This window comes from Ramlibacter albus (assembly GCF_014297445.1).
Taxonomy (GTDB): Bacteria; Pseudomonadota; Gammaproteobacteria; order Burkholderiales; family Burkholderiaceae_C; genus Ramlibacter; species Ramlibacter albus.
The window spans coordinates 308,492-335,028 of record NZ_JACORU010000003.1 but is presented as its reverse complement, the minus strand read 5'-3'; the positions used below and the strand labels follow the sequence as shown (position 1 = coordinate 335,028).

Here is a 26,537-nt window from a genome sequence, read left to right as displayed (position 1 = left end):
CCTGCAGCCGATGGAGCCGCGCGCGGGCGACGGGTTCTTCTGACCCCATAAAATCGCGGGCCATGAAGACCACCCACCTCACCCTCCTCGCCTGCCTGGCCGCCACAAGCGTCGCCGCGCTGGCGCAGCAAGCCGCCAAGACCGAGCCGCGCGTCGTCTCCCGCGACGAACTGCGCGCCTGCATGAACTCCGAGTCGGCCATCGCCGCGCGCAAGAAAGCCCTGACGGAGAAGAACGCCAAGCTCAAGGAAGAACAGGCGGCGATCACGGCCGATTCCGCGGCGCTGAAGGACGAAGGCGAGAAGCTCGCGGAGAACAACCAGAACATGGACCGCTACAACCGCAAGGTGCGCACGCACAACCAGCGCATCGATGCGGCCCTGAACGCGGGCAAGGCGATCAACGCCGAAGCCGAGGCGATCAACAAGGAAGCGGTTGCCTACAACCAGAACTGCACCGGCATCGGCTATCGCCCCGAGGACAAGGAAGCCATCCTGAAGGAGATGGCCGGCGCGCCGAAGAACTAATCCAGTTCGACGGTCACTGGCTGGTGGTCCGAAACGCGCGTGTGCAGGTCCACGCCCAGCGAGCGCACGCGCGGCGCCAGCCCGGGGCTGACCATCACGAAGTCGCATGCGATGGGTTCGGGCCCGTAGGTGCGGTCGAACAGCCGGAAAGTCGGCGGCCGCTCGGCGTCGCCGTGCAGCAGGCGCCATGCGTCGAGCAGCGCCCCGCCCTCCGTGACGGCCGCGTACTCCGCCTCGTGCTCCTCGAAATTGAAATCGCCGCACAGGACCGCCTGCGCCGTGTGGGCCTTGGTGCGAAACGCCGACCCATCGTCGCTCGGCTGTGGCGGCGCGGCAGCCTGCTCGCAATAAGCGACGTGCAGCTCGCGCAGCGCACGCGCCTGCGCCATGCGCTGGATGCGTGAGTAGTACTCCAGGTGCGTGGTCATCACGCGCACCGGCCCCAGCCCCGGCGCATCCACGGTAACCACGGTGCACATGCGCGGCATGCTGCGCACACCGCCGTCCGCCGGGTAGGGCAGCGGATGGTGCTGCACCTGCCGCACGGGCAGGCGCGTGGCGATGAGGTTGCCGAACCGGCTCTCGCCATGCTCCGAGAACTCGTGCACGGCCGCTCCGAAGAACACGCGGAACCCCGGCAACAGCTCGCCGATGCGCGCCGGCTGGTCGGCTGACGCATCGCCTTCGAGGCGCGGGTAGTTCGCCGCGATCTCCTGCAGGCACAGCACGTCGAAGTCGCCCATCGCGCGCGCGCCATCGACAATCCGCTCGGGGCTCACGATGCCGTCGAGCCCGCAGCACCACTGCGTGTTCCAGGTGACGATCTTCATTTGATGCCCGCCCGCATGAAGCTCTGCACGAACTGCCGCTGGAACAGCAGGAAGGCGATGAGCAGCGGCGCCGACGTCATCAGCGTCGCCGCGGTGATCACCGACCAGTCCACCCCCTGGTCCACCGACGAAAAGACCTGCAGCCCCACGGTGAGCGGCCGCGCGTTGACGCTGTTCGTCACGATCAGCGGCCACAGGAAGTTGTTCCAGTGGTAGCTCACCGACACCAGCGCGAAGGCGATGTAGACGGGCTTGGCAAGCGGCACGTAGATGCGCCAGAGCACCTGCATCGCAGACGCACCTTCCACGCGGGCCGCCTCGTCCAGCTCTTTCGGGATCGAGAGAAACGTTTGCCGTAGCAGGAAGATGCAGAACGCCGAGGCGAAGTACGGCAGCCCGATGGCGAACAGCGTGTCCACCAGCCCCAGCCGCGACATCGTCTTGTAGTTCTCCACCAGCAGGATGTCCGGCATGATCATCAGCTGCACCAGCACGAGGGCGAATGCAACCTGCTTGCCGCGGAACTCGAAGCGCGCGAACGCGTACGCGGCGAGCGTGCCCAGCACCAGTTGCACGGCGAGGATCATCAGCACCAGCAGCGTGGTGTTGAGGAAGTAGCGCGCGAAGGGCGCCGCCTCCCACGCACGGCGGAAGTTGTCGAGGGTGAGGGGCGCGAAGAGCGAGAACTTCGTCGAGTACTCGCCCGGGTGGAAGGCCGTCCACGTCGCGTAGAGCAGCGGCAGGATCCAGGCGATCGCGAGCACCCAGGCCGCGAGGGTGTCGAGCCACGTGGGCTCGTTGTACGCGAGGCGTTGCGTGGCGTTCACTTGTAATGCACCCGCTTGTCGAGCACGAACACCTGGAACAGCGAAACGCTCGCCAGCACCCCGACGAGCACCACCGTGATCGCCGACGCATACGCCGTGTCCCAGAACTTGAACCCCACTTCGTACAGGTGGTAGAGCAGCAGCACCGACGCGTTGTCCGGCCCGCCGCGCGTGAGGATGAACACGTGGTCGACCATGCGAAAGCCGTTGATCACGGCGTTCACCAGCACGAACAGCGTGGTGGGCATCAAGAGCGGCCATTGCACGCGCCGGAAGAAGTACCAGCGCGAGGCGCCCTCGATCGCCGCGGCCTCGCGCAGGCTCGGGTTCAGCGTCTGCAGCGCGGCGAGGTAGAAGATCATGAAGAAGCCGGCTTCCTTCCAGATCGCCACCACCGTGATGCACGCGAGCGCGGTGCGCTGGTCACCCAGCCAGTTGTGCGGCGGCAGGCCCAGCAGCGACGTGAACTGCTCCAGCAGCCCGTACTGCGGCGTGTAGAAGAAGAGCCAGATGTTCGCCACCGCGATCATCGGCAGCACGGTCGGCGTGAAGTACGCCATGCGCAGGAAGGTGCGGCCCGCGATGCGCTCGTTCACCCACAGCGCCATCGCGAGCGCAAGCCCGATGGACAGCGGGATGGTCGCGCCAGCGAACCAGAGGTTGTTGACCACGGCCTTCCAGAACACCGGGTCTTCGACCATGCCGCGGTAGTTGTCCAGGCCCACCCACACCGCCTTGCGCGCGCCCTTGGGCGCGGAGAAGAAGCTGTCGATGACCGTGGAAACCGCGGGCCAGTGCGTGAAGGCTGCCAGCAACACGAGTGCCGGCAGCAGCAACAACCACGCGTAGATGCGCGTCACTTGTAGGAGCGCAACAGGCGGTCCGCCTCCGCCTGTGCATCCTTCATCGCTTGCGCCGGGCTCTTCGTACCCGTCAGCGCCGCCTGCAACCCGTCGTTCAGCGCTTTGGTGACGCGCTGGTTGTCGTGCGTGGAGAACTCGGCCACGGAGAAGGGCAGCTGGTCGCGCGCCACGAGCGCCTGCGGGAAGTCACGCCCGTACTTGCGCAGCGCGTCGGTGCCGTACGCCGCTTCGGACACCGCCACGTAACCCGTCTCCATGCTCCACAGCGCCGCGCGCTCCGGGTGCGTGATCCACTTGATGAACCTGAAGGCGGCTTCCTGCTGCGCGGGCGTGGCCTTCTTGAAGACGTAGAAGTTGCCGCCGCCCGTGGGCGAGCCCTTGCGCTTGTTGCCCGGGATCATCGCCACGCCGAAGTCGAACTTCGCGTTGTTCTTGACGTTGGTGAGGTTGCCCGTGGTCGTGAAGATGATCGCCGACTTCTTCTCGAAGAAGTCCTTGGGCGTGGTGCCCCACTCCACTACACCGGGCGGGTGGATGCCGGCCTTGCCGAGGTCCACCCAGTACTGCAGCGCCTCCACCACCTTGGGGTCGTCGAACTTCACGGCATTGCCCGCGTCGTTCGCGAGGATCGCGTCGTTGGTGGTGGTCAGGATCTGGAACAGCCAGTACGGGAAGCCGCTGGACGGGATCTGCACGCCCCATTGCGTGACCTTGCCGCTCGCGTCCTTCTTCGTGAGCTTGGTCGCGTAGTCCTTCAGCTCGGCCCAGGTCTGCGGCGGGCGATTCGGGTCGAGGCCGGCTTCCTTGAACGCTTCCTTGTTCCAGTACATGACGACGGTGGAGCGCTGGAACGGCACGCCCCAGGTCTTGCCGCCGGTCTGGCTGTTCATCATGAAGGCCTTGTAGAACGAGCCGAGCCAGGCCTTGTCGTCCGCGGTCTTCACGAAGTTGTCGATCGGCACGATGGCGTCCTCGTCGATCAGCGTGAACATGTCGGTCGACAGCAGCACGGACGTCACCGGCGGCGTGCCGGACTTGTGCGCGGTGAGCGCCTTCACGATCGTTTCCTGGTAGGTGCCCGCATAGATCGGGTTCACCTTGATGCCGGGGTTGGCCTTCATGAAGTCGGCGGCCAGGCCGTCGATGTACTTCGTGATCGGCCCGCCGACGGCCACGGGGTAGAAGAACGAGATCTCGGTGGGCGCCTGCGCCTGCGCACCCCCGGCGCCGAGTGCGAGCGCGGTGGCGCCGGCCAGCAGGATGCGGTGGAAAGTCTTGCGTTGCATCTTTGTCTCCTTGGGTTGTTTGTTCAGGCGGGAAGCCGGCGCCCTTCGGCGTCGAACCAGTGCATGGCGTCGTCGGCCCAGCCCAGGCGCACCCGCTCGCCGGCTGCAACCTGTGCTTCGCCGCTCGAGCGCACCGTGATCGACTGCGTGCCGACGTCGCAATGCAGGATGAGGTCGGCGCCGAGGTATTCGGTGCTGCGCACGGTGGCCGGCACGTCGCCGCCCAGGCCCACGGCCTCGGGGCGGAGGCCCAGCCACGCGGCCCTCGGCGATGCGACCACGTCGCTGCCCGCGATGCGGCCGCCGTCGAGCTGCAGCAGGTTCATGGCGGGCGTCCCGATGAAGGACGCGGCGAACGTGGTGCCCGGCGCGGCGTAAAGCGCCCGCGGCTGCGCGGCCTGCTCGATGCGCCCCTTGTTGAGCAGCACCACCTGGTCGGCCATGCTCATCGCCTCGGCCTGGTCGTGCGTGACGTAGACCACCGTGAGGCCCAGGCGCTGCTGCAACTCGCGCAGCTCGGTGCGCATCTGCTGGCGCAGCTGCGCGTCCAGGTTCGAGAGCGGCTCGTCCATCAGGCACACGCGCGCCTGCGCGACGAGGGCGCGTGCGAGCGCGACGCGTTGCTGCTGCCCGCCGGACAGCTGCGAGGGCTTGCGGTCGAGCAGGGCGGCAAGCCCGAGCAGCTCGGCCGCATGCGCGATGCGCTTGTCGGCCTCGCCCTTCTCCACCTTGCGCACGGACAGGCCGAAGCCGATGTTGTCCCGCACGTTCAGGTGCGGGAAGAGCGCGTAGTTCTGGAACACCATGGCCACGCCGCGCTGCGCAGGCGGGAGGTTCGTCACGTCGCGCCCATCGATGAGCACCTGCCCCGCACTGGCGGTCTCCAGCCCGGCAATGATGCGCAGCGTGGTGGACTTGCCGCAGCCCGACGGGCCCAGGAGCACGCAGAAGGTGCCGGCGTCCACCTGCAGGTCGATGGCCTCGAGCGCGCGGCTCGTGCCCCACGCCTTGGCAATGCCGGCGAGTTGTATAGATGACATCGGCGGCTATCTTGACAGCCGAGCTGGCGCGGTCAAGAGGGCGATTGCGGGGCTTAAACTCCTGTCATGCAGTTGCGGCACCCTCGGCGCCACGTGCTCGCGGCGGCGCTCGCACCGCTGCTCGCCCGCGCGCAGGCCCCCGCGGCCCGTTGGCCGCTCAAGCCCATCCGGATCATCGTGGTGTACCCCACCGGGGGCTTGAGCGACGTCGTCTCCCGCACCCTGGCGACGAGCCTCTCCGACAAGCTCGGCGTGCCCGTCTTCGTGGACAACCGCCCCGGCGACGGCGGCGCGCTGGGCATGCAGCTGCTCGCGCGTGCGCAGCCCGACGGGTACACGCTCGCGTTCTCGGCCGTGACACCGCTCACACTCAAGCCGCACATCCAGGACGTGGGGTACGACGCCGTCAATGGCTTCGCGCCCTTGGCCGCCGTGATGTACACGCCGGTCCTGCTGGTCGGCACGCCCGCGTTCACCGGCCGTTCGTTCGCGGACCTCGTGGCCCTGGCGCGGGCAAAGCCCGGGCAACTGCGGTGGGCGACCTCCGGCGTCGCCACCAGCGGGCACCTCGTGCTGGAGGAAGTGCGGCAGGCGCTGCGCGTGAACATCACGCACGTGCCCTACAAGGGCGGCGGGCAACAGATCGTCGATGCGCTGTCGGGGCAGTTCGAATTGCTGTCCACCAACCTCGCGGCGGACCAGGTCGAGCACGTGCGCGCCGGCAAGCTGCGCGCCCTTGCCGTGGGCGCGCCCACTCGCCTGAAGGTGCTGCCGAACACGCCCACCTTCAGCGAAGTGGGTGTGCCGCGGGCCAACGTGGCGTCGCTGTTCGGCCTGTTCGCCACCGGGGGCACGCCGCCGGAAGTCGTCGCCACGATCAATGCGGCCGTGCAGGAAGCCCTCGCCGCGCCCGAGTTGCAGGCACGGCTGCGCAGCGCCGACAACATCCCGGGCCGCGGCACGGCCGACGACTTCGCGCGCGAGATCGCGCGGCAGCGCGAGGACAACCGCCGCCTCGCGCCGGTGCTGCGCCGGTAGCTACTCCCGCGCCGCGGCTGCACGCGCGAGCTGCACGAACGACTTGAGCGCGCCCGTGCATTCGCTCTCGCGGTACACCAGCGTCAACGGCGCATCGAGGCTTTTCGTGCCGCGCAGCTCGCGGTATTCGATGGCGGCCGGGTGCATGCCCTGCATCGAGGCCGGGATGATCGCCAGCCCCGCGCCCGCCGCCACGAAATTCAGCGCCGTGCCCATGCGCGCCACCTCGTGCGCCACTTCGGGCTCGAACCCCTTCTCCTGGCACAGCGCGATGAGGTTGGCATAAAGGCCCGGCGCGCCGGTCTGGCGCACCAGGATCAGCGGCTGCTCGCGCAGATCGGTGAGCGAAAGCGACTTGCGCTTCGCCATCGCGTGGCCCTTGGGCACGGCCACCAGCACCGGCTCGCGCAGCAAGGTCACGAAACTCAGGCCCGGCGGGCGCGACACCGGCACGCGCAGGAAGGCGCACTGCACCTTGCCGTCGAGCACGGCGGTGGTCAGCCCGGCGGCATGGTCCTCCGCGATCTGCAGGTCGATGTCCGGGTACGTGCGGCGGCACTCGCTGAGCACGCGCGGCGTGAAGGCATGCGCCGCGGCGGAACTCGTGAAGCCGATCTTCAGCACGCCCGCACGGCCGGCGCCGATGGCGCGGATGCGCGCGACGACGGCGTCCGTGTCCTGCAGCAGCCGCTTCGCATCGGCGAGCAAGGCCTCGCCCGCGGTGGTGAGCGCCACGCCCTTCGGGTGGCGACGGAAGAGCTGCGCGCCGAGGTCCGTCTCCAGCGCGCGGACCTGCTGGCTCAGCGGCGGCTGCTGGATGCCCAGCCGCGCGGCGGCCCGCGTGATGTGCCCTTCCTCAGCGACCGCGACGAAGTAGCGCAGCTGCCTCAGGTCCATATGCAAATCATATGCAGATCGCGAGTTGATCGTATTTGATTTTATGACGATGCGTCCGTATCGTCGCGGTTTCGTCCCCTGGAGTCCGTTCTTGAACCCCAAGTACGTCATGGGAGGTCTGCTGCTGGCGGTGCTGGCCGGCTGCGCGACCCACTCCCCGCAAACCGCCGAAGCCGCCCCGCGGGCCACCGCCTGCCCGGTGGGCGTGCCCGCGCTCACGCGTTGCCTGCGCGGCACCGATTCCGCGGGTGCGCACTACCTGATCGCCGTGCCCGACGGCTGGCGCGGCACGCTGGTGCTGCACGCGCACGGCGGCCCGGCGCTGGGCGAGCCGAAGTACGAGCGCACGGTGGAAGACCTGCAGCGCTGGACCGTCGTGCTGCGCGCGGGCCACGCATGGGCCGGCTCGAGCTTTCGGCAGGGCGGTGTCGCCGTGCGCGCCGCGGCCGAGGACACCGAGCGACTGCGCAACATCTTCCTGCAGCACGTGGCGAAGCCGAAGCTCACGCTGCTGCACGGGCAGTCGTGGGGCGCGGGGGTCGCGGCCGTCGGTGCATCGATGTTCACGGGCGCGCCCGGCGCGCGCCCCTACGACGGCGTGCTCCTCACGAGCGGCGTGCTCGGCGGCGGCTCGCATTCGTACGACTTCCGCCTGGACCTGCGCGTGGTGTACCAGGCGCTGTGCGGCAACCATCCGCGCCCGGACGAGCCGCAATACCCGCTCGCCATCGGCCTGCCGCAGGACGCCCGGCTCACGAGCACGCAGTTGCGCGAGCGCGCCGACGAGTGCCTGGGCCTGTCGAAGCCCGCCGCGAAGCGCACGCCCGAGCAGCGCCGCAAGCTCGAGACGATCACGCAGGTGCTGAAGATCCCGGAGTCGTCGGTGCATGGCCATCTCGCGTGGGCCACGTTCCACTTCCAGGAGATCGCGCACGCGCGCACGGGAGGGCGCAGCCCCTTCGGCAACGCCGGCGTGCAGTACACCGGCTCGGCGGACGACGCATGGCTGAACCGCGCTGTCGCCCGCTACGTGGCCGACCCTTCCGCCGCGGCCACGTTCGCGAACGACACCGACCCCGACGGCCGCATCCCGGTGCCCGTGCTCACGCTGCACGGCATCGGCGACCCCACCGCTTTCGTCGAGCTCGAGTCGGTGTTCCGCGAAACGATGGAACGCGCAGGCACCGCCGGCCACCTCGTGCAGGCCTTCACGGGACACAACACGCACAGCTATCTCGCCGACCCGGTGTACCTCGCCGCGTTCGAAGCGCTGGAGCGCTGGACGCAAGGCGGTGCGAAGCCCACGCCGCAGGAACTCGCGCAGCGCTGCGAGGCGCTGCAAACCGCGAGGGAGCGCTGCCTGCTGCAGCCCGGCTACACGCCCCAGCCCCTTTCCCAACGCGTCGCGCCGCGCCGCTGAACCCACCGGACCTTTCCATGCCGCAACTCACGTCCCACCAAATCGAGCAGCTCGTCATCCTCGCGACGGGCAGCGGTGCATCCGCCGCGACGCTCGCCGCGCTCGCGCCTTTCCAGGACACGGCCATCTTCGCCGCGGCGGACCGCCTGCTGGCCGGCCAGGCCGCATCGCAGGGTGCCAACCGCACCTTCCAGCAGTTCGCGAGCAATGGTTTCGGCGTCGCGCTGACCGATGCGCAAGCCGCGTCGCTGCTCAAGACGCTGGCCGACGCGGGCGTGACCAGCTGGGGCGGCATCGCGCAGCTGCTGGTCCAGAAGCAGGGCGGCGTGTTCGACGTGCTGGACCTGCGCGCCGATGCCGCACTGGGTTTCAACGCCGCGCTGGACGCGGCCGGCAAGGGCGCGCTGTTCAACGCGGACGTCGCCACCGCGATGGCCACGCAGCTGAAGGCGATCACGTCCGCGTCGACCGCGAACGCGGCGACGAGCGGGTTGGCGTCGCTGGTCACGCAGCTGGTCGCCACGGGTACGGTCGGAGCGCCGGCACCGGCGCCCGCACCGTCGCCCGCGCCCGCGCCTGCCCCCACACCCGCGCCGCCGCCGCCCGCACCGGCACCCACGCCGGAGCTGGACACCACGCCGCCGGTCATCACCGTTGCGAGTTCGAAGGCGATGCTGCAGGCCGGCGAGGCGGCCACCATCACGTTCACGATGTCGGAGAACGTGGGCAACACCTTCGACGCGAGCGACATCACCGTCACAGGCGGCACGCTCGGGGCGCTCACGCGCTCGGGCCTGCAGTACACGGCCACCTTCACCGCGGGCGCGGTGACGCAACTCAACGCCGGCGCCCAGATCAAGGTGAACACGGCGGGCTTCAACGACGCCGAGGGCAACACGGGCGTGACGGCCAACGGCGCGCCCGCCGTCTTGAAGATCGCCACCGCGTTCAACCCGGTGCTCTTCGTCGGCAACAGCGCCACCTTCGGCCGTATCGACCCGGTGATGGGCTACGACGCGTACAACGCCACCACCAATCCCGGCGGCGTGAAGGACCTCACCTCGCCGGAGCGTGGCGGCACCTTCGCCAACCTCACCGGCACCAACCTGTACGAGCCGCACCCGTGGGGCGGCGTGCCCGGCCTCGTGGACCGCTTCGCCGACCAGGTGGGCCTGAGTTACGACGTGTCGATCTCGGCGCGCAACGCCGCGACGCTCGGCGGCCACTACCAGAACTCGGGGCAGGGCAACTGGGACCTGCGCGGCAACATCGCCGGCGGCAAGTGGGACATCGTGGTGCTGCAGGACCAGACCGACGAGCCGCTGCCGCAGGGCAAGGGATCCATCACCTTCGCCGCCGGCAGCTCCACGGCGAGCCTGATCGTGACCCCGCGCGGCGACAGCGACAACGAGTACGACGAGACGCTCGGCCTCACGCTCTCGGCGTCGAGTGGCTACCGCGTGGGCACGAGCAGCGCCATCACCGGCACGATCCTCAACGACGACCCCAACCCGCCCACCACCAACCCGGCGCTGCCGACTGTGACGCTGGTCGCCAACCCGGGCTCGGTGGCCGAGGACGGCACGGCGAACCTGGTCTACACGTTCACGCGCACGGGCTCCACAGCGAGCGACCTCACGGTGACCTTCACCGCGTTCCGCGACGGCGCGACCTCGCCTTCGGTGTCCACGACGATCGCGAGCACGCAGGACATCGAGCTGTACAACACCACCACGGGCGCGCTGTCGACCACGGGCGGCTCGAGCACCTCGCCCTACCGGTTCACGAGCGGCGGCGGGTTTGCGAGCAGCTCGAACACCGGCGTCAACACCACCACCGGCGCGATCTCGTTCACGTCCAACACCGGCAGCATCGTGATCAAGGCGGGGCAGGCCTCGGCGAGCATCACCGTCGACCCGCACGTGGACACCACGGTGGAGAACGACGAGTCCATCAAGCTCACGCTCACCGGCACCAGCTACAACATCGGCACGCCCGGCACGGTCACCGCCACGATCATCAACGACGACTTCCCGGCCGGCACCGACACGTCGCTGCCCAACGTGACGCTCGCGCTCAGCACGGCGCCCAGCGTGTACGAGAACTCGGGCCAGTCGCTCGTGTACACCTTCACGCGCAGCGGCAGCACCACCGCGCCGCTGACCGTCAACTTCACGGAGCAGGGCACGGCGACGTACTTCGCGAGCAGCCCCACGCAGTCGGACTTCAGCCTGTCCACGAGCGGTGCCACGGCTTCGTCGCTCGTCACGACGGGCGGTGCGAATGCGGACATCGCCAACTTCGAGAAGTTCGCGAAGCTGATCGCGAGCTACATCCACGTCGGTGCCGCGGACACGACCACGATCGCGGGCACGACGATCCCCGCGAACACGAACGCGGATGCGTCCACGGACATCTACCTCTACGCCACCTGGGCGCGGCCGGACATGATCGTGGGCAACTACGACATGGTCACCGACAAGGTGGCGCAGCCCAACGGCGCGTGGGGCGGCACCGGCGCGGTGACGAAGACCACCACGCAGGGCTCGGGCTATTACCTGCGCCTGGAGGACATGAGCACCGACCTGACGAACGCCTACACGGCGCTCGCGAACGCGAATGCCGACTTCAAGGGCGTGGCCGCCGTGAGCACCGCTTTCATGAATGCGGTGCAGCAGGGCGTGTCGATCCGCGACCCGTACACCGAGACGGCGTCGGGCGGCAAGATCAACCTCTGGTTCGACGACAACCTGCATGCGAGCAAGTACGGCTCGTACCTGGCGGGGCTCACGCTGTTCCAGACGCTGACAGGCATGGACTCGCAGGTGCTCGGCGCGGCCGACGCGGTCGCGAAGGACCTGGGCATCGATGCGGCCACGGCCGTGGCGCTGCAGAAAGTGGCGTCGGCCACTGCGGGTTTCGATGCGACGCTGAAGTGGAATGCGCCCGGCAAGGTGGCGGACCTCGGTGGCACCAATGCGTCGGCGACTTTGGCGACCGCGGGTGCGTTCAGTTTCGTGGACCCCGCAGTCGCGCAACACACGGTGACCGTGAAAGCGGCTGCCGGTGCCCTTGGCACGCTCACCGCCGCCGTGCGTTCCGACGGCAACATGGGCCAGGTGAACTGGGTCTACAAGGTGAACAACAGCGTGGTGGATCCGCTGCTGGGCGCCGGCGTGCAGCGTGTGGAATCATTCGACGTATCGCTGAGCGATGGCGCCGGGCATACGGTCACGAATACCGTGCTGGTCACTCTCGTCGGCTCGGCGTCCTGAAGGCTAACGGCGCGCGAACAAAGGCGAGGTCGCACTCGCCATGCCGAGTTCGGCGGCAGCCTGCAACAGCGCAGGCCCGAGTTCCAGCATGCGCTGCGGCGAAAGCCGCTGCATCGGCCCGGCGATCGTGATGACGGCGACCGCGGACTGCCGGCGCCGCATCACGGGCGCGGCCATCGCGGTCATGCCGGGCGCATACATCTCCACGATCATCGAGAAGCCGCGCTTGCGGTCTTCCTCCAGCACCTTCATCAACGCGCGAAACGTCGTCGGCGCCTTCGGCCCGAACTCCTTCGGGCTGCCGAAACCCTGCTTCGCCACGAGCTCGGTCGCGCGCTCTTCGCTCAGCGTCATCAGCCACGCATGGCCACCTGCGCTGCACGAGAGCCGCACGTCGATGCCCATGTCGGGGTCGTAGCGCAACCCGCCGCGCGCGCCCTGCGCCTTGCCGATGAAGGTGAGGCGGTCCCCGTCCACCAGCGCAAGCCGCACCAGTTCACCCGACGTTTCGGCCAGCCGGTCGAGGATCGGCTGCGCAATGTCGATCACGCCCGCGCCGCCGAGAAAACTCAGGCCCAGCGCGGGCAGCTTGGTCGTCAGCGCATATTCGCCTTGCTCGCGCACCTGCCGCACGTAGCCGCAGCGCACGAGGTCCGCGAGCAGGCGGTGGCACGCACTGCGCGGCAACGACAGCTCGGTTGACAGCTCCGCGAGCGGCATGCCCTCGGGCTGCTCGGCCAGCGTTTCGAGGATGCGGACGACGCGGTCCACCGTGCCGGCAGGTGCTGAATTTGACATCGTGAAACAGGATTCCGGACCGGAACGATGTTCCGGCAGCCATTCCATCATGCCGCAACTTTCCGGACATAGCAGGAGACCGTCAATGAGAAAACTCGCCATCGCCCTGGCCGCCACCGTGCTCGCGTTCGCGGCACACGCGCAGGACATCAAGGAACGCACGATCAAGTTCGGGCACCTGAACAACCCCGACCACCCGACGAGCCTCGGCGTGCGCAAGTTCGCCGAGATCGTCGCGGCCAAGAGCGGCGGCAAGATCAAGGTGCAGGAGTTCGCGTCGTCGCAACTGGGCAACGAGCTGCAGCAGCAGTCGGCCCTGCAGGGCGGCGTGCAGGAGATGCTGGTGGCGTCGACAACGTCGCTCAACGGCATCGTCAAGGAGTTCGGCATGCTGGACTTCCCCTTCCTGTTCGCCAACGCGAAGCAGGCGGACGCGATGGTCGACGGCCCGCTCGGCAAGGCGCTGGCCGCCAAGCTGCCGGAGAAAGGCGTGATCATCCTTGGCTTCTTCGACCTGGGCTTCCGCAACGTCACCAACAGCAAGCGCCCCATCACGAAGGGGTCGGACCTGGAAGGCCTGAAGCTGCGCGTGATCCCCAACCCGGTGTTCCTGGAAACGTTCAAGACCTTCAAGGCCAACCCGCTGCCGATGCCCTTCGCGGAGCTGTACGGCGCGCTGGAGAGCAAGGCCGTGGACGGCCAGGAGAACCCCTTCGCCGTCATCGCCTCCAGCAAGTTCTACGAGGTGCAGAAGTACGTGAGCGGCACGAACCACGTCTACGCGACCAACCCGGTGCAGATCAGCAAGAAATTCTGGGACGGCCTGTCCGCGGCGGAGCAGAAGATCCTGCAGGAAGCAGCCATCGAAGCCCAGAACTGGCAGCGCGTGGTGAGCCGCGACGTGTCCAGCAAGGCGCTGGGCGAGCTCAAGGCCAAGGGGATGATCTACAACGACCTGGCGCCCGCCGAGCTGGCCCAGATGCGCGCCGCCGTGCGGCCGGTCTACGACAAGTTCTCGGCCGCCTATGACCCGGCGCTCGTGAACCTCTTCAAGACCGAACTGGAACGCGTTTCCAAGCTCTGATGCTAAGCGGCGAACCCCTGAAGATCCTGGTCCTGCACGGGCCGAACCTCAACCTGTTCGGCCGGCGCGAGCCGCACATCTACGGCACCACCACGCTCGCGCAGATCGACGAGCGGCTGCAGGCGCTGGCCTCCGAGCTCGGCGTGGCGCTCGACATCTTCCAGAGCAACCATGAGGGCGCGCTGGTGGACAAGCTGCACGAGAACATCGACAGCGCGGCCGGCGCGCTGGTGAACCCCGCGGGGCTCACGCAGCACGGCGTGCCGCTGCACGACGCGATCAAGGCCATGCCCTTCCCCGTGTTCGAGGTCCACATGTCCAACATCGCGGCGCGGGAGGAGTGGCGCAGGCACTCGATCATCTCGCCGGCCGTCAAGGGCACCATCCAGGGCCTGGGCTGGCGCTCCTACACCATGGGCTTGCGTGCACTGGCCGAGATGATTCGCGAATAATCGCGTCCATGGTGCAGAAACTGGTCGACGGCATCTGCCGCGTGTTCTCGTGGCTGATGGTCGCGTGCCTCGCGTTGATGGTCGTGATGGTCTTCGGCAACGTGGTGCTGCGCTACGGCTTCAACTCCGGCATCACGATCTCGGAGGAGCTCTCGCGCTGGCTCTTCGTTTGGATGACGTTCCTGGGCGCGGTGGTGGCCTTGAAGTCGCACGGGCACCTGGGTACCGACACACTGGTTTCTCGCCTGCCGGTCCTCGGCAAGCGCATCTGCCTGGGCGCGAGCCACCTGCTGATGCTGTCGATGTGCTGGCTGATGGCCAGGGGCGCCTGGCAGCAGACCGTCATCAACTACGGCACCACGAGCGCCGCGATGGAAGCGTCCGTGGCATGGTTCTACGCGAGCGGGCTCGTCTTCTCGGGCTTCGGCGCGCTGGTCATCGCGCACGAGTTCTTCAAGCTGGTCACGGGGCAGCTGGCCGAGAACGAGCTCGTGGCCGTGGTCGAGTCCGAAGAAGAAGTGGCGGCGGCCGAGACGGCCGCGCTGAAGCGATAAGACATGACCATCGCCATCTTCCTCGGGTCGTTGCTGGGCGCCATGGCGCTCGGCGTGCCCATCGCCTTCGCGCTGCTCGCCTGCGGCGCGGCGCTGATGTGGCACATGAACATGTTCGACCCGCAGATCCTCGCGCAGAACACGCTCGAGGGCGCCAACAGCTTCCCGCTGCTGGCCGTGCCGTTCTTCATGCTGGCGGGCGAGATCATGAACACGGGCGGGCTGTCGCGCCGCATCGTCAAGCTCGCCATGGCGCTCGTGGGCCACGTGCGCGGCGGGCTCGGCTACGTGGCGATCATCGCGGCGGCGCTGATGTCGGCGCTGTCCGGCTCCGCCGTCGCGGATGCGGCCGCTCTCGCGGCGCTGCTGTTGCCGATGATGGTGAAGGCGGGCTACGACCGCGAGCGTTCGGCGGGCCTGCTGGCCTCGGCAGCCGTGATGGGGCCGATCATCCCGCCCTCGATCGGCTTCGTGGTGTTCGGCGTGGCTGCCAACGTGTCGATCTCGAAGCTTTTCATCGCGGGCATCTTCCCGGGCATCCTGCTCGGGGCGTCGCTGTGGGTCACCTGGTGGTGGATGGTGCGCAGGCAGGGGCCCTCGGACATCACACCGCCACGAGCCGGCATGGCCGAGGTGCTGGCGGCGCTGAAGGATGCGACCTTCGCGCTGGGCCTGCCGCTGATCGTGGTCGTGGGGCTGAAGTTCGGCGTATTCACGCCGACCGAAGCCGCGGTGGTGGCGGCCGTCTATGCACTTGCGGTGTCGATGTTCATCTATCGCGAGCTCAAGGTCTCGCACCTCTACCCGCTGTTCCTCTCGGCGGCGCAGACGACGGCCGTGGTGATGTTCCTCGTGGCCGCGGCCATGGTGTCCGCGTGGATGATCACCGTGGCCAACCTGCCCGCGGAGGTGGTCAAGCTGCTGCAGCCGCTGCTGGACAGCCCCCGGCTGCTGATGTTCGCGATCATGGTCCTGACGATGGTCGTCGGCACGGCCATGGACATGACGCCGACGATCCTGATCCTGACCCCGGTCCTCATGCCGTTGGTGAAGGCCGCCGGCATAGACCCCGTGTACTTCGGGGTGATCTTCATGATCAACAACTCGATCGGGCTCATCACGCCGCCGGTGGGGACCATCCTGAGCACGGTGGCCGGCGTGGGCAAGATCAGCATGGACGAGGTAACCCGCGGCGTGTGGCCCTTCATGGTGGCGCAATTCGCCGTGATGTTCCTGATGGTCCTGTTCCCGCAGCTCGTGACGGTGCCCGCGCGCTGGTTCTACTGATGCAGCCCCGGTCCCTGCGCATCGACGGCCGCACCGAGCTCATCGCGCACCTCGGCTACCCCACGCATTCGTTCAAGGCGCCGCTGATCTACAACCCGTATTTCGCGGATGCGGGGATCAACGCGCTGGTGGTGCCGATGGCGTGCCGGGCCGAAGACTTTGCCGCAGTGCTCCGCAGTTTCTTCCGGCTGGAAAACGCGCGCGGCGCGCTCATCACGATGCCGCACAAGGTCAGCGTCGTCTCGCTGCTCGATGAAGCGAGTGCGGCGGTCAAGGTTGCCGGGGCGTGCAACGCGGTCAAGCGCCTGCCCGATGGCCGCCTCGTGGGCGACCAGTTCGACGGCGCCGGCTTCGTGCGCGGCGTGCAGCGCAAGGGGTTCGAGGTGCACGGCGCGAGCGCGCTCGTCGTCGGCAGCGGCGGTGTCGGTTCGGCGATCTCGGCGGCGCTGGCCGGCGCGGGGATCGGCATGCTCGCATTGTTCGACGTCAATGCGGCATCGGCAACGGGCCTCGCCGAGCGCCTGCGCACGCACTACCCGCAAGTGCAGGTGACCACGGGCAGCAACGATCCTTCCGGCCACGACCTCGTCGTCAACGCGACGCCCCTCGGCATGGAACCTGGCGACCCGTTGCCTGTCGACGTATCGCGGCTGGACCCTCGCACCTTCGCCGGTGAAGTGGTGATGCGCAGCGAGATGACGCCTTTCCTGCAGGCGGCGGCCGCGCGGGGTTGCGGTGTGCAGGTGGGCACCGATATGCTGTTCGAGATGATCCCGCCGTACCTCGAGTTCTTCGGCCTGCCGGCGACCACCCCCGAGAACCTTCGCTCGCTCGCGCGGCTGGACGGCTGACGTGGCGTTGCAGGGACAAGCCGCGCTCGCCATGTGGTGGGACATGGCGCCCGAGATGCGCCGTGAGTTCGAGCACTGGCATTCGCACGAGCATTTCCCCGAGCGCCTTGCGCTGCCGGGTTTCCGCCGCGCATCGCGCTGGGCGGCCACGCAGGGGCCCGGCTTCTTCATCCTCTACGAATTGGTGGATGCGGGTGCGTTGAGTTCACCTGAGTACTTGGCCCGATTGAACGACCCGACGCCCTGGTCGCGCCAGCTCATGCCGCATCACGCGAACATGGTTCGCAGCCAGTGTGTCGTGCTGGAAAGCCGTGGCGGCGCGGTGGCGCGCCATGCGCTCACGCTGCGGTTCACGCCGCCTGCGGGCGAAGAGCAGGCCACGCGGGAGAAGCTGCGCGCGCTCATCGATGAACTCGTCGCGCATCCGTCCATTGGCGGCGCGCACTTGCTCAAGCACCAGCCGCCCGCGATCGCGCCCACCGAGGAGCAGCGCATCCGCAACAACGCGGACAGCGCAGCCGACTGGATCTTCATTGTTCTCGGCTGGGAGAGCGCGTCGCTCGCGGCGATTGCCGATGCGCAGGTCGCGGGCGCCGATGCGGTCGCCGGGCTCTACCAGCTCTCGCTGTCGATGGCCGCCGGCGATCCTGCGTGAAAAGAAATACAGGGGTGAACTTTGCGCGTACGTCGCGCTGGGGATTTTTTTGAAAGTCAGGTGGTGGTCAGGTCGGCGCTTCGAGAATGAATCGTCCCTCCTAGGCGACGAGGAAGCCGGCTCTTGAAAAAGCCGCTTATTCAGGGCCCCCGCGAAAACGGGGGCCCTTTTTCTTTGCTTCTTTGCTAGCCTGCGGCCTGACGAGGAGGGTTCCCATGTCGCTAACCGCCTTGGCGCGCCGGCTGCTGCTGGCTGCCTGCCTCTCGGTCGCAGCTTGCGCCGCCGTCGCGCAGTCTCGCGCGGACAGCACGGCCGACGGCCACAAGTTCACCGTGCCCGACGGCTTCAAGCTCGAGAAACGCGGCCCGCTCACGCTGCTGACGGCGCCGGAGGGCGATGCCTTCATCGCCATCGTGGACACACGCGCCGCGAACGCGGAGGAAGCACTCGCTGCCGCCTGGGCCGCCTACCGGCCGGAGGGCGCGAAGCGGCCGGTGAACCAGGTGCGGCCGGAGGCCGACGCCGACGGCTGGCGGGAGCGCCGCGTGCACTTCTACGAAACCTCGCCCAACGAGAAGGCCGACGTCCGCGCGGTCGTGCGGCGCTGGTCGGGCGGCTGGCAGGCCGCCATCGTCGAAGGCTCGGACGCCACGCTCGAGAAGCGCCGCGGCGGCATCAACCTGGTGTTCGCCAGCCTGCGCGCGAAGGACTACACGCGCGAGAACCTCGCCGGCCGTACGCCCAAGCCGCTCGATGCTGCGGCGATCGAGACGCTGAAGAAATTCGTGGCCGACGGCGCGAAGCGCATCGGCATCCCGGGCGTGGGTTTCAGCATCATCGAGAACAACCGAGTCGTGTTCGAGGGCGGCGTCGGTGTGCGTGCGCTGGGGCTGCCGGATCCCGTCGATGCGCACACCCTCTTCATCGCCGCCTCCAACACCAAGTCCATGACGTCGCTGCTCGTCGCGCAGGCCGTCGACGCAGGGCTGATGTCGTGGGACCAGCCCGTGACCGAGGTCTACCCCGCGTTCAAGCTGGGCAACGCGGCGACCACGCAGCAGCTGAAGGTGAAGCACCTCGTGTGCGCCTGCACCGGCGTGCCGCGGCAGGACCTCGAATGGCTGTTCGGCCGCACGAAGATGCAGCCCGCCGGCGTGTTCGACATGCTCTCCGGCATGGTGCCCACCACGAAGTTCGGCGAGGCCTTCCAGTACAGCAACCTCATGGTCGGCGCGGCGGGTTACGTGGCCGCGGCCAGGCTCAAGCCCGGCAAGGAAGTGGGCGCGGCCTACGACGAGGCGATGCGCGAGCGCATCTTCGCGCCGCTCGGCATGGACGACACGACGTTCGATTTCAGCCGTGCGCTGCGGGGCAACCACGCGAAGCCGCACTCGCCCGACGCGGACGGCAAGGTGATGCCGGCGACGCTCGCCATCAGCTACACCATCGTTCCCGCGCGCCCAGCCGGCGGCGTGTGGACCAGCGCGCACGACATGAGCCGCTACGTGCTGATGGAGCTGGGCCGGGGCCAGCCGCCCGGCGGCCCGCGCATCGTGTCGGAGCGCAACCTGCTCGCGCGCGAGCAGCCGCAGGCGCTGGTGGGCGAGGACACGCATTACGGCCTGGCGCTCTTCACCAGCAGGCAATGGGGCATCGACGTCATCAGCCATGGCGGCGACCTGCCGGGCTTCCACAGCCAGATGTTCTGGCTCCCGCAGTACGGGCTCGGCGGCACCATCCTCACCAACGGCGACCCGGGTCACATGCTGCGCGGCCCCTTCATCCGAAAGCTGGTGGAGCTGGTGTTCGGTGGGGAGCCGCAAGCCGACGCACAGCTCGAGGCTTTCGCACGCGGCTACTACGAGGGCCGGCGCAAGCTGCGCGAGCGGCTGGAGCTGCCGCCTTCGCCGGCCGTCGTGGCGCGGCTCGCGGACCGCTACGAGAACCCCGGGCTCGGGCCGCTGCGCATCGTGCGCTCAGGCGGCGAGGTGACGGTGGAGACGGACGCGTGGAAAGCCGCGCTCGCCACGCGCCGCAACGACGACGGCACCACGTCGCTCATCACCGTCTCGCCCGGCCTCTTCGGGCTGGAGTTCGTGGTGGGCGCGGGGGACGCGAAGCCGCCCCTCGTGCTGCGCGATTCGCAGCACGAGTACGTCTTCAACGCGCGGTAGGCGCGGTCAGCGCTTGCGCGAGGGGAAAACAACCTCGCGTTCGAGCCACACCTTGAAGCGGACCGACGCCGGGTCCGTGGCCTTGCGCAGGTACTCGAGCAGCGCATCGGCGCGGATGCGGAACACCGGCTTCTCGCCGATCGCCGCGGCGCGCTCGGGGTACTGCTTTTGCAGCACCTCGTCGCGTGGCAGCCCGGCGATGATCTTGCGCACGTCGGCGGCGAGCAGCCAGCGGTCGTCTTCGTCGTCCTCCGCGATGTCGATGCGGTTGCCGTGGTGTTCGTAGAAGCGGCCCTGCACGTCGCGCAGCGCCCATTCGCGCGTGCGGCCGTGGCCTTCGGAGAACAGGTCGATCAGAGGCCGCGCGAGCGCCACGCCGAAGATCGGCGCGCAGAAAGCGAAGGCGATGGTGCCGAGCGCGCGCCATGCCAGCCACGTGGCCAGGACGCACAGCGGCACGCGAATGAGGATCTTGAGCAGCGGGCTGCCCATGCGGCGGTCAGTCCAGGCTGACGGCGGGGATCACGCGCTCCAGGAAGGCGCGGGCCTCGTGCCGCACGACTCGGGCGCGCAGCAGCGACGCCACCTCGGGCGGCATGCGCCGCTCGCCGTAGTCGTACTGCAGCAGTTCCAGCCGGAAACGGCGCTCGGCCTCCGCCACGGCGAATTCCGCGGCGAGCCATTCCTGGAAGACGGATTTCATTGCGCCTCTCTCCTCTTGCTCTGCCGTGCACCATAGCGCGCGGCCCGGGGCGAGGCAACGGCTGCCGCCCAACGGCGCGAAAGCCCCGTGAACTGCGGAAATTTGTCGTTGGGCCGGTGCCACACCGGCCGGGCGCGCTACGCGGCCGTGGCGCGGCGCATCATCAGCTGGTGCAGCGGCAGGCGCTGGAAGCCGAGGGCTTGCAAGGCGTCGCCGCCCAGGTCCGCGCGCTGCAGTTGCGGCACGGTGATCGTGGAGCCCGGGTGCTCGGCGAGCACGGTCGCGATCACGTCCTGCGCGTCGCGCTGGCCGGGCGATCCGTCATCGACGAGGCTGAAGACGGTGACCTTGCCCGGGGCGACGACGGCCTGGATCGACTGCGCTGCGCCGTGACGCAACGCCTGCAGCTCGAAGGGCTGGGCGCGCAGGGACGCGGGCGTGACCTGCAGCGGCAGGTCGCCGCGGCGGCGGGCGACTTCATCGAGCCACTCGAAGGCCTCGGCCAGGGTCACCGGCGCCGCCGCGTGGCGCTCCATCATCGCGGGGCTCGTCATCGTGAAGCCGGGCAGCTCGTGGATCGCTGCGAACCCGCGGCTGCGATAGAGCTTCAGGGCGCGCCCGTTCTGCGCGAAGCATTCGAGTTCCACGAACCGTGCACCGTCATCCCGCGCACGCGCGATGAAGTCGTCGAGCAGCACTTGCGCGGCGCCGGTGCCACGCGCGGCGGGCAAGGCGCCCATCGTGGCGAGGCGCCAGGCGCTGGTGTCGTGGCGCACGGCCACGAAAGCGAATGCGGCGACTTCGCCTTCGCGCAGCACGACGCGGCTGCGCGCCAGGTCGACGCACTGGCGCCCGAGGAAAACGGGCCAGCCTTCGAAAGGCAGGTTGAACGGGCCGGCGAGGTAATCGGAAAAGGCTTGCGCGAATGCGCGGTGGAGCGCGGCCGGCTCGATCTCGGCCGCGGGCGTCAGGGCGGGGGACTGCATCCCCGCATGATGCACGCGCGGCGGCTCAGTCCTGGATCGTGGCGGTCACTTCCGCCGGCAGCCGCTTGAGCATCCAGCGGATGGCCAGCGGCAGCAGTACCGCGTCGTCGGCGAAGCCGAAGAACGGGATCACGTCCGGGATGAAGTCCACGGGCGAGATCGCGTACAGCACGAGCAGGGCCGTGCCGAGTTTCAGCCACGCGGGCGCCGCCGGGTGGCGCAACGCCACCCAGAGCTTGCGCGCGTCGCCGCGCACGAGGGACCAGAGAAGCGAGAGGCGTTTGAGCATGGCGGGAATGTGGGGCTAGGGGGCCGATCCCACAAGACGCGCCGGATCGCGTGCCGCCAGGAATGCCTCTTTCGTGAATAGGTCACGAACGGTGCGAGGTCGACCAGGGCGGGATGCATGCGCGCGTGCTCCTGTTGCAGGCTGAAGAAGCACGCAACTTCACGCTCGAGCGCGAAGCAGAATGCGCGGCTGCCGTAGTGGCTACTTGACCAGCAACGCGCCGTACTCCGGGTGCTTGGCGATATACCCGGCGATGAACTCGCACTGGGCGACGACCTGCAGGTTGCGGCCTTTCACGTTGTCGAGCGCGCCCTTCGCGATCTTCGAGCCGAGGCCCTGGCCCTCGTGGCCGGGCTGCACTTCGGTGTGGGTGAAGTAGATCGTGTCGCCCTGCAGCCTGTATTGCGCGATGGCGGCGACCTGGCCGTCGAGGCGCAATTCGAACTGCTGGCGCTGGGGGTTGTCGGTGACTTCCATGCTTCGGGTTCTACCTCGATTGTGCGGCGCTCATCCCTTTTTCAGCGAATCGCGGATCTCGCGCAGCAGCACGATGTCCTCCGGCGGCGCGGCAGGTGCGGGGGCGGGTTTCGCGTCGTCTTCACGGCGCAGCCGGTTGATGGCACGGACCATGAGGAAGATGATGAACGCGAGGATCACGAAGTTCAGCGCGACCGTGAGGAAATTGCCATAGGCCAGCACCGCGCCCAGCTTCTTCGCTTCCGCAAGCGGCAACCCGGCGGGCTGGCCGGCGAGCGCGATGTAGTGGTTGGAAAAATCGAGCCCGCCGAAGATGCGGCCCACCACCGGCATGACCAGGTCGTTGACGACCGAGTCCACGATCTTGCCGAACGCGGCGCCGATGATCACGCCGACCGCGAGGTCGACGACGTTGCCCTTGACGGCAAACTCCTTGAATTCGCTCATGAAGCTCATGGTGTGCTCTCCTTGGTTTCGCGGAATTGTGCAGGGGACGTGCCGGTCCACAACCGGAACGCGCGGCTGAAACTCTTTTCGTTGCGGAAGCCGACGGCGGCGGCGACCTGCTTGAGCGGCTTCTGGGTGCGCCACAGGAGGTCCTTCGCGCGTTCGCAGCGGACCTCGTCCTTCAGTTGCTGCAGCGTGGCGCCTTCGTCCTTGAGCTGGCGGTGAAGTGTGCGCGCGGAGATGTTGAGCAGCTCCGCCAGGGCCGTGGCGTTGTGCGCGGCCTCGGGATGCGAGGCCAGCGCCTGCCGCACCTGGCGCACGAGCAGGCGGTCGCGGCGGTACTGCAGCACCGTGACGGGCAGCGCGCGCTGCAGCATTGCGGCCAGAGCCTTTTCGTCGCGCCGCAGCGGCAGCGCGAGGTAGCGCGCGTCGAAGCGGATTTCCGCGCGCGGCGCATCGAAGCGGATCGGGCCGGGAAACATGAAGCGGTAGGCGTCCGCGTGCGAGGGCGCGCTGAAGGGCAGTTGCGTTTCCAGCAGCGGGATGCGCGAGTCGACGTACCAGCACGCGAGCCCGTGCAGGTTGCGCAGCAGGAAGGCGAGGTTCAGCTCGCGCAGATCGCCTTCGATGGCCCAGTGTTCTTCGATGGCCATGGACGCGGTGGCGCCGGACTGCACGAGGGCGATGCGCAGGTTGTCCGTGAGCAGGCCGTGGTGGCGGCACCAGCGCTTGAGCGCCACGCCCAGCGTCGGCGCGGTGAGCGAGGCGCGCGCGAGCATGCCGTAGCTGCCCCACGGAAGCCTGCGTTCGAAAGCGGCGAGGCCTTCGTCGTCCAGCTCCTGCATCGCGGCGGCCGTGAGCACTTCGAGCTGGTGCGCGGTGATGCGCGCATCCGGCTTGGCGAGCTGCGAGGGCGTCACCTGCGCGAGCTTGAGCGCGCCTGCCGGGTCACGCCCATGGCGGCGATACGCGTCCGCGATCGCGCGCGCGAACGCCATCGGCGTGACGCTGGCGGGGCGATGCGGGGGCGTGCGCGGCATCGCGTCCTTAGGCCAGCTGCTCGCCCGACTTGAAGGGCCGGGGGAAGTACACCGGCGCACTGCGATCGGCGATGCGGTAGCCCTGCGCCGCCCGCCCCGATGCACCGCTGACCGCACCCGTCTCGCGCAGGAAGTCCGCATCGAGCATGCGCTTGCGGAATGCGCTCTTGTCCAGCTCGCGGCCGAGCACCACTTCGTAGATGCGCTGCAACTGCGGCAACGTGAAAGGCTCCGCCAGCAGGAACGCAGGCAGCGACGTGTACTCGACCTTCGCGCGCAGGCGCGCGAGCGCGGCCGCGAGGATCTCGTTGTGGTCGAACGCCAGCCGGCGCGAGAGCGCGGCTTCGGCATCGACCCACTCGGCTTCGGCGGGCGCGGGGTCCACTTCGTCGTCGGCCGGCGGCGGCACGAGCGCGAACCAGGCGTGCGTGGCCGACCAGCCGCGCGGGTCACGCTTGGCGCCGCCCCAGCTCCCCAGCTGCTCGAGGTAGGGCGCGGCGAGCCCGGTCTTTTCCTTCAACTTGCGCAGCGCGCAGTCGTGCAGCGTGGTGTCGCGGCGGATGTCGACGAAGCCGCCGGGCAGCGCGGGGCGGCCGGGGTAAGGCTCGCCGGCGACGGAGGGGCGGTGCACCAGCAGCACCTGCAGGCTGTCATCGCGCACGGTGAAGATGGCCACGTCCACGGTGACCAGCGGACGCTCGGTCACTCCGGCGGAATTCCCGGGGTTTGCGGCACTTTTGCGCACGGCCATCGCTTGACTTCCTCGATTCGGGTTGTACTATACAACTCAAGAGAGTTGCTCAGTACAACTCTCCAAACGCAAGGAGAGCGCCATGTTCGGCATCCGTTTCATCAAGAGCCAGCCCACCGTGCACCTGATGCAGTTCCGCCGCGGGCGCATCGTCCGCGAAGGCGCGGGCGTGGCCTTCCACTACTTCTCGCCGACCAGCACGATGGTGGCGGTGCCCGTTGCCAGCCAGGACGCCGGCTTCATGCTGGAACTGCCGACCGCGGACTTCCAGGGCGTGACGGTGCAGGGCGAGGTGACGTACCGCGTCGGCCAGCCGCAGCGCATCGCTGCGATGATGGACTTCTCGGTCAAGCCCGACGGCAAGACCTATGTTTCCGACGACCCGCAGCGGCTGCGCGAGCGCGTGGTGATGCAGGTGAACGTGATCATCCGGCAAGCCGTGCAGGCGCTGGAGCTGAAGCAGGCGCTGGTTTCGTCGTCGATGATCGCGCGGGCCGCCCAGCAGCAGCTCGCCGCGCAGCCGGAGATCCAGGCGCTGGGCCTCGAAGTGCTCGGCGTCTCCATCGTCGCCATCAAGCCCACGCCCGACATCGCCCGCGCCCTCGAAGCCGAGGCGCGCGAGTCGCACCTGAAGGCGGCGGACGACGCGATCTACCAGCGCCGCATGGCGGCCGTGCGCAATGAGCGCGCGATCCGCGAGCACGAGCTCGCCACCGAGATCGGCCTCGAGGAAAACCGCAAGCAGCTCGTCGCTTCGCAGATCGAGAATGCACGCGCGCTCGCCGATGCCGAAGCCGACCGTGTGCGCGCCGTGATGGAAGCCTTCGAGAAGGCCGACACGCGCGTCGTGCAGGCGCTCGCTTCGGCGGGCATGCAGCCCGGCCAGCTGATCGCGCAGGCGTTCGGCGGCATCGCCGAGAAGGCCGAGCGCATCGGGCAGCTCAATGTGTCGCCCGACCTGCTGCGCACGCTCATGGCAGCGCCGCCGTCCGCGGCGCGGAACTGAGAGGGCCGCCATGAACACCGCACGGCAGGCGGATGCTGCGCGCAGCGCAAGCGGTGACCGGCGCGTCGTTCTGGTCACGCGCCGCACGCGGCTCGACGAACTCGTCGCGCGGCACAACACCGTAGGGCAGGCGAAGTTCTACGTCGAAACCCTCGGCGCCGACTTCGGCGACTACCTGCGCGAAAGCGAAGCGTATGCCGCCGCGCTGCGCCAAACCACCGCGACGCTGCAGGAATGGGGCCGCTGGCAGTCCATCGACCGCACGCTGCTCGCCAACTTCGTCTTCGCGCCGGACGACATCGTCGTGGCGCTCGGGCAGGACGGCGTGGTCGCGAACACCATGAAGTACCTCGACGGCCAGCCGCTCGTTGGCGTGAACCCGGAAGCTTCGCGCTGGGACGGCGTGCTGCTGCCCTTCCGTCCGCAGGACCTGAAAGCGGTGATCGCCGATGTCGCAGCCGGCCGGCGGCCGTTGCGCAGCGTGACGATGGCCGAAGCCCGAATGTCCGACGGGCAGGTGCTGCGCGCCGTGAACGACCTCTTCATCGGCCCGCGCGGCCACACGTCCGCGCTCTACGACCTCACGCACGAAGGGCACACGGAGTTCCAGTCGTCCTCGGGCCTGATCGTGTCGACGGGGCTGGGTTCCACCGCATGGATGAAGAGCATCGTCACCGGCTCGATGGCGATTGCGCATTCGGTCGCCGGCACCACGCTGGGCACCTGGCAGGCGCTGCCCTGGGACACGCCGGAACTCGTCTTCGCGGTGCGCGAGCCCTTCCCGACCCGCACCTCGTCCGCAACCTTGGTCTATGGCACCGTCGCTGCCCGTCACCCGCTCGTCGTGCGCTCGCGCATGCCCGAATCGGGCGTGATCTTTTCGGACGGCATGGAGGCCGACTTCCTGCGCTTCACAGCGGGCCTCGAAGCGACCATCGCACCCGCCGCTTCGACGGGGCGACTCGTCTCGTAGCCGGCCG

Annotated in this window: 28 protein-coding genes; 13 read left to right on the top strand and 15 right to left on the bottom strand. The window is 68.6% G+C overall.

The features are described 5' to 3' along the window. Nucleotides 1-62 precede the first annotated feature (62 nt). Nucleotides 63-527, top strand: coding sequence for a hypothetical protein (locus tag H8R02_RS11015; RefSeq protein WP_187081441.1), 465 nt, complete (start codon nucleotides 63-65; stop codon nucleotides 525-527). Here H8R02_RS11015 and H8R02_RS11010 read toward each other — a convergent pair. From H8R02_RS11010 to H8R02_RS10990, 5 genes are read right to left on the bottom strand one after another with little or no spacing between them, the layout of a single operon-like run. Continuing rightward, nucleotides 524-1,357, bottom strand: a complete 834-nt coding sequence (locus H8R02_RS11010) for an endonuclease/exonuclease/phosphatase family protein (RefSeq protein WP_187081440.1) — start codon at nucleotides 1,355-1,357, stop codon at nucleotides 524-526. The genes H8R02_RS11015 and H8R02_RS11010 overlap by 4 nt on opposite strands. Further along, nucleotides 1,354-2,184, bottom strand: a complete 831-nt coding sequence (locus tag H8R02_RS11005; protein WP_187081439.1) for a carbohydrate ABC transporter permease — start codon at nucleotides 2,182-2,184, stop codon at nucleotides 1,354-1,356. Before H8R02_RS11005 ends, H8R02_RS11010 begins: the two co-directional genes overlap by 4 nt. Further along, nucleotides 2,181-3,044 carry a carbohydrate ABC transporter permease gene (locus H8R02_RS11000; protein ID WP_187081438.1) on the bottom strand — a complete coding sequence of 288 codons (864 nt, stop codon included), beginning with the start codon at nucleotides 3,042-3,044 and terminating at the stop codon, nucleotides 2,181-2,183. The genes H8R02_RS11005 and H8R02_RS11000 overlap by 4 nt, the downstream gene beginning before the upstream one ends. Then, nucleotides 3,041-4,333 carry an ABC transporter substrate-binding protein gene (locus H8R02_RS10995; RefSeq protein WP_187081437.1) on the bottom strand — a complete coding sequence of 431 codons (1,293 nt, stop codon included), beginning with the start codon at nucleotides 4,331-4,333 and terminating at the stop codon, nucleotides 3,041-3,043. Before H8R02_RS10995 ends, H8R02_RS11000 begins: the two co-directional genes overlap by 4 nt. 23 nt (nucleotides 4,334-4,356) lie before the next feature. Then, nucleotides 4,357-5,373: an ABC transporter ATP-binding protein gene (locus H8R02_RS10990; protein ID WP_187081436.1), complete on the bottom strand. Its 1,017-nt coding sequence runs from the start codon at nucleotides 5,371-5,373 to the stop codon at nucleotides 4,357-4,359. 66 nt (nucleotides 5,374-5,439) lie between these two features. On the opposite strand from H8R02_RS10990, the gene H8R02_RS10985 reads away from it, so the two are divergent. Beyond that, on the top strand, nucleotides 5,440-6,411 hold the full coding sequence (locus H8R02_RS10985; RefSeq protein WP_187081435.1) for a Bug family tripartite tricarboxylate transporter substrate binding protein: 972 nt from the start codon (nucleotides 5,440-5,442) through the stop codon (nucleotides 6,409-6,411). On the opposite strand, the gene H8R02_RS10980 is transcribed toward H8R02_RS10985, so the two are convergent. After that, nucleotides 6,412-7,308 carry a LysR family transcriptional regulator gene (locus tag H8R02_RS10980; RefSeq protein WP_187081434.1) on the bottom strand — a complete coding sequence of 299 codons (897 nt, stop codon included), beginning with the start codon at nucleotides 7,306-7,308 and terminating at the stop codon, nucleotides 6,412-6,414. Between the two features lie 109 nt (nucleotides 7,309-7,417). Here H8R02_RS10980 and H8R02_RS10975 point away from each other — a divergent pair, with 109 nt between their 5' ends. Together H8R02_RS10975 and H8R02_RS10970 are read left to right on the top strand one after the other, a co-directional pair. Further along, nucleotides 7,418-8,728: a hypothetical protein gene (locus H8R02_RS10975; RefSeq protein ID WP_187081605.1), complete on the top strand. Its 1,311-nt coding sequence runs from the start codon at nucleotides 7,418-7,420 to the stop codon at nucleotides 8,726-8,728. 17 nt (nucleotides 8,729-8,745) lie between these two features. Further along, the gene (locus H8R02_RS10970) at nucleotides 8,746-12,003 is read left to right on the top strand and encodes an Ig-like domain-containing protein (RefSeq protein WP_187081433.1); all 3,258 of its coding nucleotides are present in this window, start codon (nucleotides 8,746-8,748) and stop codon (nucleotides 12,001-12,003) included. Nucleotides 12,004-12,006: 3 nt separating this feature from the next. Here H8R02_RS10970 and H8R02_RS10965 read toward each other — a convergent pair whose 3' ends face one another. After that, entirely contained in the window at nucleotides 12,007-12,801 is a 795-nt protein-coding gene (locus H8R02_RS10965; protein WP_187081432.1) for an IclR family transcriptional regulator, read from the bottom strand. A gap of 85 nt (nucleotides 12,802-12,886) precedes the next feature. Between H8R02_RS10965 and H8R02_RS10960 the strand changes: the two genes are divergently transcribed. The 7 genes from H8R02_RS10960 to H8R02_RS10930 all read left to right on the top strand — a co-directional run bounded on the left by H8R02_RS10960 (nucleotide 12,887) and on the right by H8R02_RS10930 (nucleotide 19,858). After that, nucleotides 12,887-13,885 (top strand): TRAP transporter substrate-binding protein, encoded by a 999-nt coding sequence (locus tag H8R02_RS10960; RefSeq protein ID WP_187081431.1) that lies wholly within the window; start codon nucleotides 12,887-12,889, stop codon nucleotides 13,883-13,885. 17 nt (nucleotides 13,886-13,902) lie between these two features. Further along, entirely contained in the window at nucleotides 13,903-14,337 is a 435-nt protein-coding gene (locus H8R02_RS10955; RefSeq protein WP_187081604.1) for a type II 3-dehydroquinate dehydratase, read from the top strand. Nucleotides 14,338-14,345: 8 nt separating this feature from the next. Continuing rightward, nucleotides 14,346-14,891: a TRAP transporter small permease gene (locus tag H8R02_RS10950; RefSeq protein ID WP_187081430.1), complete on the top strand. Its 546-nt coding sequence runs from the start codon at nucleotides 14,346-14,348 to the stop codon at nucleotides 14,889-14,891. Nucleotides 14,892-14,894: 3 nt separating this feature from the next. Then, nucleotides 14,895-16,178: a TRAP transporter large permease subunit gene (locus H8R02_RS10945; protein WP_187081429.1), complete on the top strand. Its 1,284-nt coding sequence runs from the start codon at nucleotides 14,895-14,897 to the stop codon at nucleotides 16,176-16,178. After that, a complete protein-coding gene (locus H8R02_RS10940; protein WP_187081428.1) occupies nucleotides 16,178-17,029 on the top strand; it encodes a shikimate dehydrogenase family protein in 852 nt (283 codons plus the stop codon). The genes H8R02_RS10945 and H8R02_RS10940 overlap by 1 nt, the downstream gene beginning before the upstream one ends. Nucleotide 17,030: 1 nt before the next feature. Further along, entirely contained in the window at nucleotides 17,031-17,684 is a 654-nt protein-coding gene (locus H8R02_RS10935; RefSeq protein WP_187081427.1) for a DUF4286 family protein, read from the top strand. Between the two features lie 215 nt (nucleotides 17,685-17,899). Next, nucleotides 17,900-19,858, top strand: a complete 1,959-nt coding sequence (locus tag H8R02_RS10930; RefSeq protein ID WP_187081426.1) for a serine hydrolase domain-containing protein — start codon at nucleotides 17,900-17,902, stop codon at nucleotides 19,856-19,858. 6 nt (nucleotides 19,859-19,864) lie between these two features. On the opposite strand, the gene H8R02_RS10925 is transcribed toward H8R02_RS10930, so the two are convergent. The 8 genes from H8R02_RS10925 to H8R02_RS10890 all read right to left on the bottom strand — a co-directional run bounded on the left by H8R02_RS10925 (nucleotide 19,865) and on the right by H8R02_RS10890 (nucleotide 24,551). After that, on the bottom strand, nucleotides 19,865-20,350 hold the full coding sequence (locus H8R02_RS10925; protein WP_187081425.1) for a hypothetical protein: 486 nt from the start codon (nucleotides 20,348-20,350) through the stop codon (nucleotides 19,865-19,867). Nucleotides 20,351-20,357: 7 nt separating this feature from the next. Beyond that, nucleotides 20,358-20,561: a hypothetical protein gene (locus H8R02_RS10920; protein ID WP_187081424.1), complete on the bottom strand. Its 204-nt coding sequence runs from the start codon at nucleotides 20,559-20,561 to the stop codon at nucleotides 20,358-20,360. Between the two features lie 137 nt (nucleotides 20,562-20,698). Next, nucleotides 20,699-21,547 (bottom strand): GNAT family N-acetyltransferase, encoded by an 849-nt coding sequence (locus H8R02_RS10915; RefSeq protein ID WP_187081423.1) that lies wholly within the window; start codon nucleotides 21,545-21,547, stop codon nucleotides 20,699-20,701. A 25-nt stretch (nucleotides 21,548-21,572) separates the two neighbouring features. Continuing rightward, entirely contained in the window at nucleotides 21,573-21,836 is a 264-nt protein-coding gene (locus H8R02_RS10910) for a YkvA family protein (RefSeq protein WP_187081422.1), read from the bottom strand. A 201-nt stretch (nucleotides 21,837-22,037) separates the two neighbouring features. After that, nucleotides 22,038-22,313: a GNAT family N-acetyltransferase gene (locus H8R02_RS10905; RefSeq protein ID WP_187081421.1), complete on the bottom strand. Its 276-nt coding sequence runs from the start codon at nucleotides 22,311-22,313 to the stop codon at nucleotides 22,038-22,040. Between the two features lie 30 nt (nucleotides 22,314-22,343). Continuing rightward, on the bottom strand, nucleotides 22,344-22,769 hold the full coding sequence (gene mscL, locus H8R02_RS10900; RefSeq protein WP_187081420.1) for a large conductance mechanosensitive channel protein MscL: 426 nt from the start codon (nucleotides 22,767-22,769) through the stop codon (nucleotides 22,344-22,346). Further along, nucleotides 22,766-23,800, bottom strand: a complete 1,035-nt coding sequence (locus tag H8R02_RS10895; protein WP_187081419.1) for an AraC family transcriptional regulator — start codon at nucleotides 23,798-23,800, stop codon at nucleotides 22,766-22,768. The genes mscL and H8R02_RS10895 overlap by 4 nt, the downstream gene beginning before the upstream one ends. A gap of 7 nt (nucleotides 23,801-23,807) precedes the next feature. After that, nucleotides 23,808-24,551, bottom strand: a complete 744-nt coding sequence (locus H8R02_RS10890) for an NUDIX hydrolase (RefSeq protein WP_187081418.1) — start codon at nucleotides 24,549-24,551, stop codon at nucleotides 23,808-23,810. A gap of 82 nt (nucleotides 24,552-24,633) precedes the next feature. On the opposite strand from H8R02_RS10890, the gene H8R02_RS10885 reads away from it, so the two are divergent. After that, entirely contained in the window at nucleotides 24,634-25,557 is a 924-nt protein-coding gene (locus H8R02_RS10885; protein WP_187081417.1) for an SPFH domain-containing protein, read from the top strand. A gap of 10 nt (nucleotides 25,558-25,567) precedes the next feature. Further along, entirely contained in the window at nucleotides 25,568-26,530 is a 963-nt protein-coding gene (locus tag H8R02_RS10880) for a diacylglycerol kinase catalytic domain-containing protein (RefSeq protein ID WP_187081416.1), read from the top strand. Nucleotides 26,531-26,537 lie beyond the last annotated feature (7 nt).

What these genes read in the sequence shown, in the direction of transcription:
- H8R02_RS10905 (WP_187081421.1), bottom strand. Translation starts at nt 22,313, where the DNA reads ATGGAAGTCACCGACAACCCCCAGCGCCAGCAGTTCGAATTGCGCCTC.
- H8R02_RS10985 (WP_187081435.1), top strand. Translation starts at nt 5,440, where the DNA reads ATGCAGTTGCGGCACCCTCGGCGCCACGTGCTCGCGGCGGCGCTCGCA.
- H8R02_RS10940 (WP_187081428.1), top strand. Translation starts at nt 16,178, where the DNA reads ATGCAGCCCCGGTCCCTGCGCATCGACGGCCGCACCGAGCTCATCGCG.
- mscL (WP_187081420.1), bottom strand. Translation starts at nt 22,769, where the DNA reads ATGAGCTTCATGAGCGAATTCAAGGAGTTTGCCGTCAAGGGCAACGTC.
- H8R02_RS10910 (WP_187081422.1), bottom strand. Translation starts at nt 21,836, where the DNA reads ATGCTCAAACGCCTCTCGCTTCTCTGGTCCCTCGTGCGCGGCGACGCG.
- H8R02_RS11015 (WP_187081441.1), top strand. Translation starts at nt 63, where the DNA reads ATGAAGACCACCCACCTCACCCTCCTCGCCTGCCTGGCCGCCACAAGC.
- H8R02_RS10920 (WP_187081424.1), bottom strand. Translation starts at nt 20,561, where the DNA reads ATGAAATCCGTCTTCCAGGAATGGCTCGCCGCGGAATTCGCCGTGGCG.
- H8R02_RS10885 (WP_187081417.1), top strand. Translation starts at nt 24,634, where the DNA reads ATGTTCGGCATCCGTTTCATCAAGAGCCAGCCCACCGTGCACCTGATG.
- H8R02_RS10895 (WP_187081419.1), bottom strand. Translation starts at nt 23,800, where the DNA reads ATGCCGCGCACGCCCCCGCATCGCCCCGCCAGCGTCACGCCGATGGCG.
- H8R02_RS10925 (WP_187081425.1), bottom strand. Translation starts at nt 20,350, where the DNA reads ATGGGCAGCCCGCTGCTCAAGATCCTCATTCGCGTGCCGCTGTGCGTC.
- H8R02_RS10915 (WP_187081423.1), bottom strand. Translation starts at nt 21,547, where the DNA reads ATGCAGTCCCCCGCCCTGACGCCCGCGGCCGAGATCGAGCCGGCCGCG.
- H8R02_RS10965 (WP_187081432.1), bottom strand. Translation starts at nt 12,801, where the DNA reads ATGTCAAATTCAGCACCTGCCGGCACGGTGGACCGCGTCGTCCGCATC.
- H8R02_RS10990 (WP_187081436.1), bottom strand. Translation starts at nt 5,373, where the DNA reads ATGTCATCTATACAACTCGCCGGCATTGCCAAGGCGTGGGGCACGAGC.
- H8R02_RS10890 (WP_187081418.1), bottom strand. Translation starts at nt 24,551, where the DNA reads ATGGCCGTGCGCAAAAGTGCCGCAAACCCCGGGAATTCCGCCGGAGTG.
- H8R02_RS10995 (WP_187081437.1), bottom strand. Translation starts at nt 4,333, where the DNA reads ATGCAACGCAAGACTTTCCACCGCATCCTGCTGGCCGGCGCCACCGCG.
- H8R02_RS10945 (WP_187081429.1), top strand. Translation starts at nt 14,895, where the DNA reads ATGACCATCGCCATCTTCCTCGGGTCGTTGCTGGGCGCCATGGCGCTC.
- H8R02_RS10980 (WP_187081434.1), bottom strand. Translation starts at nt 7,308, where the DNA reads ATGGACCTGAGGCAGCTGCGCTACTTCGTCGCGGTCGCTGAGGAAGGG.
- H8R02_RS11010 (WP_187081440.1), bottom strand. Translation starts at nt 1,357, where the DNA reads ATGAAGATCGTCACCTGGAACACGCAGTGGTGCTGCGGGCTCGACGGC.
- H8R02_RS10975 (WP_187081605.1), top strand. Translation starts at nt 7,418, where the DNA reads ATGGGAGGTCTGCTGCTGGCGGTGCTGGCCGGCTGCGCGACCCACTCC.
- H8R02_RS10950 (WP_187081430.1), top strand. Translation starts at nt 14,346, where the DNA reads ATGGTGCAGAAACTGGTCGACGGCATCTGCCGCGTGTTCTCGTGGCTG.
- H8R02_RS10960 (WP_187081431.1), top strand. Translation starts at nt 12,887, where the DNA reads ATGAGAAAACTCGCCATCGCCCTGGCCGCCACCGTGCTCGCGTTCGCG.
- H8R02_RS10930 (WP_187081426.1), top strand. Translation starts at nt 17,900, where the DNA reads ATGTCGCTAACCGCCTTGGCGCGCCGGCTGCTGCTGGCTGCCTGCCTC.
- H8R02_RS10880 (WP_187081416.1), top strand. Translation starts at nt 25,568, where the DNA reads ATGAACACCGCACGGCAGGCGGATGCTGCGCGCAGCGCAAGCGGTGAC.
- H8R02_RS10970 (WP_187081433.1), top strand. Translation starts at nt 8,746, where the DNA reads ATGCCGCAACTCACGTCCCACCAAATCGAGCAGCTCGTCATCCTCGCG.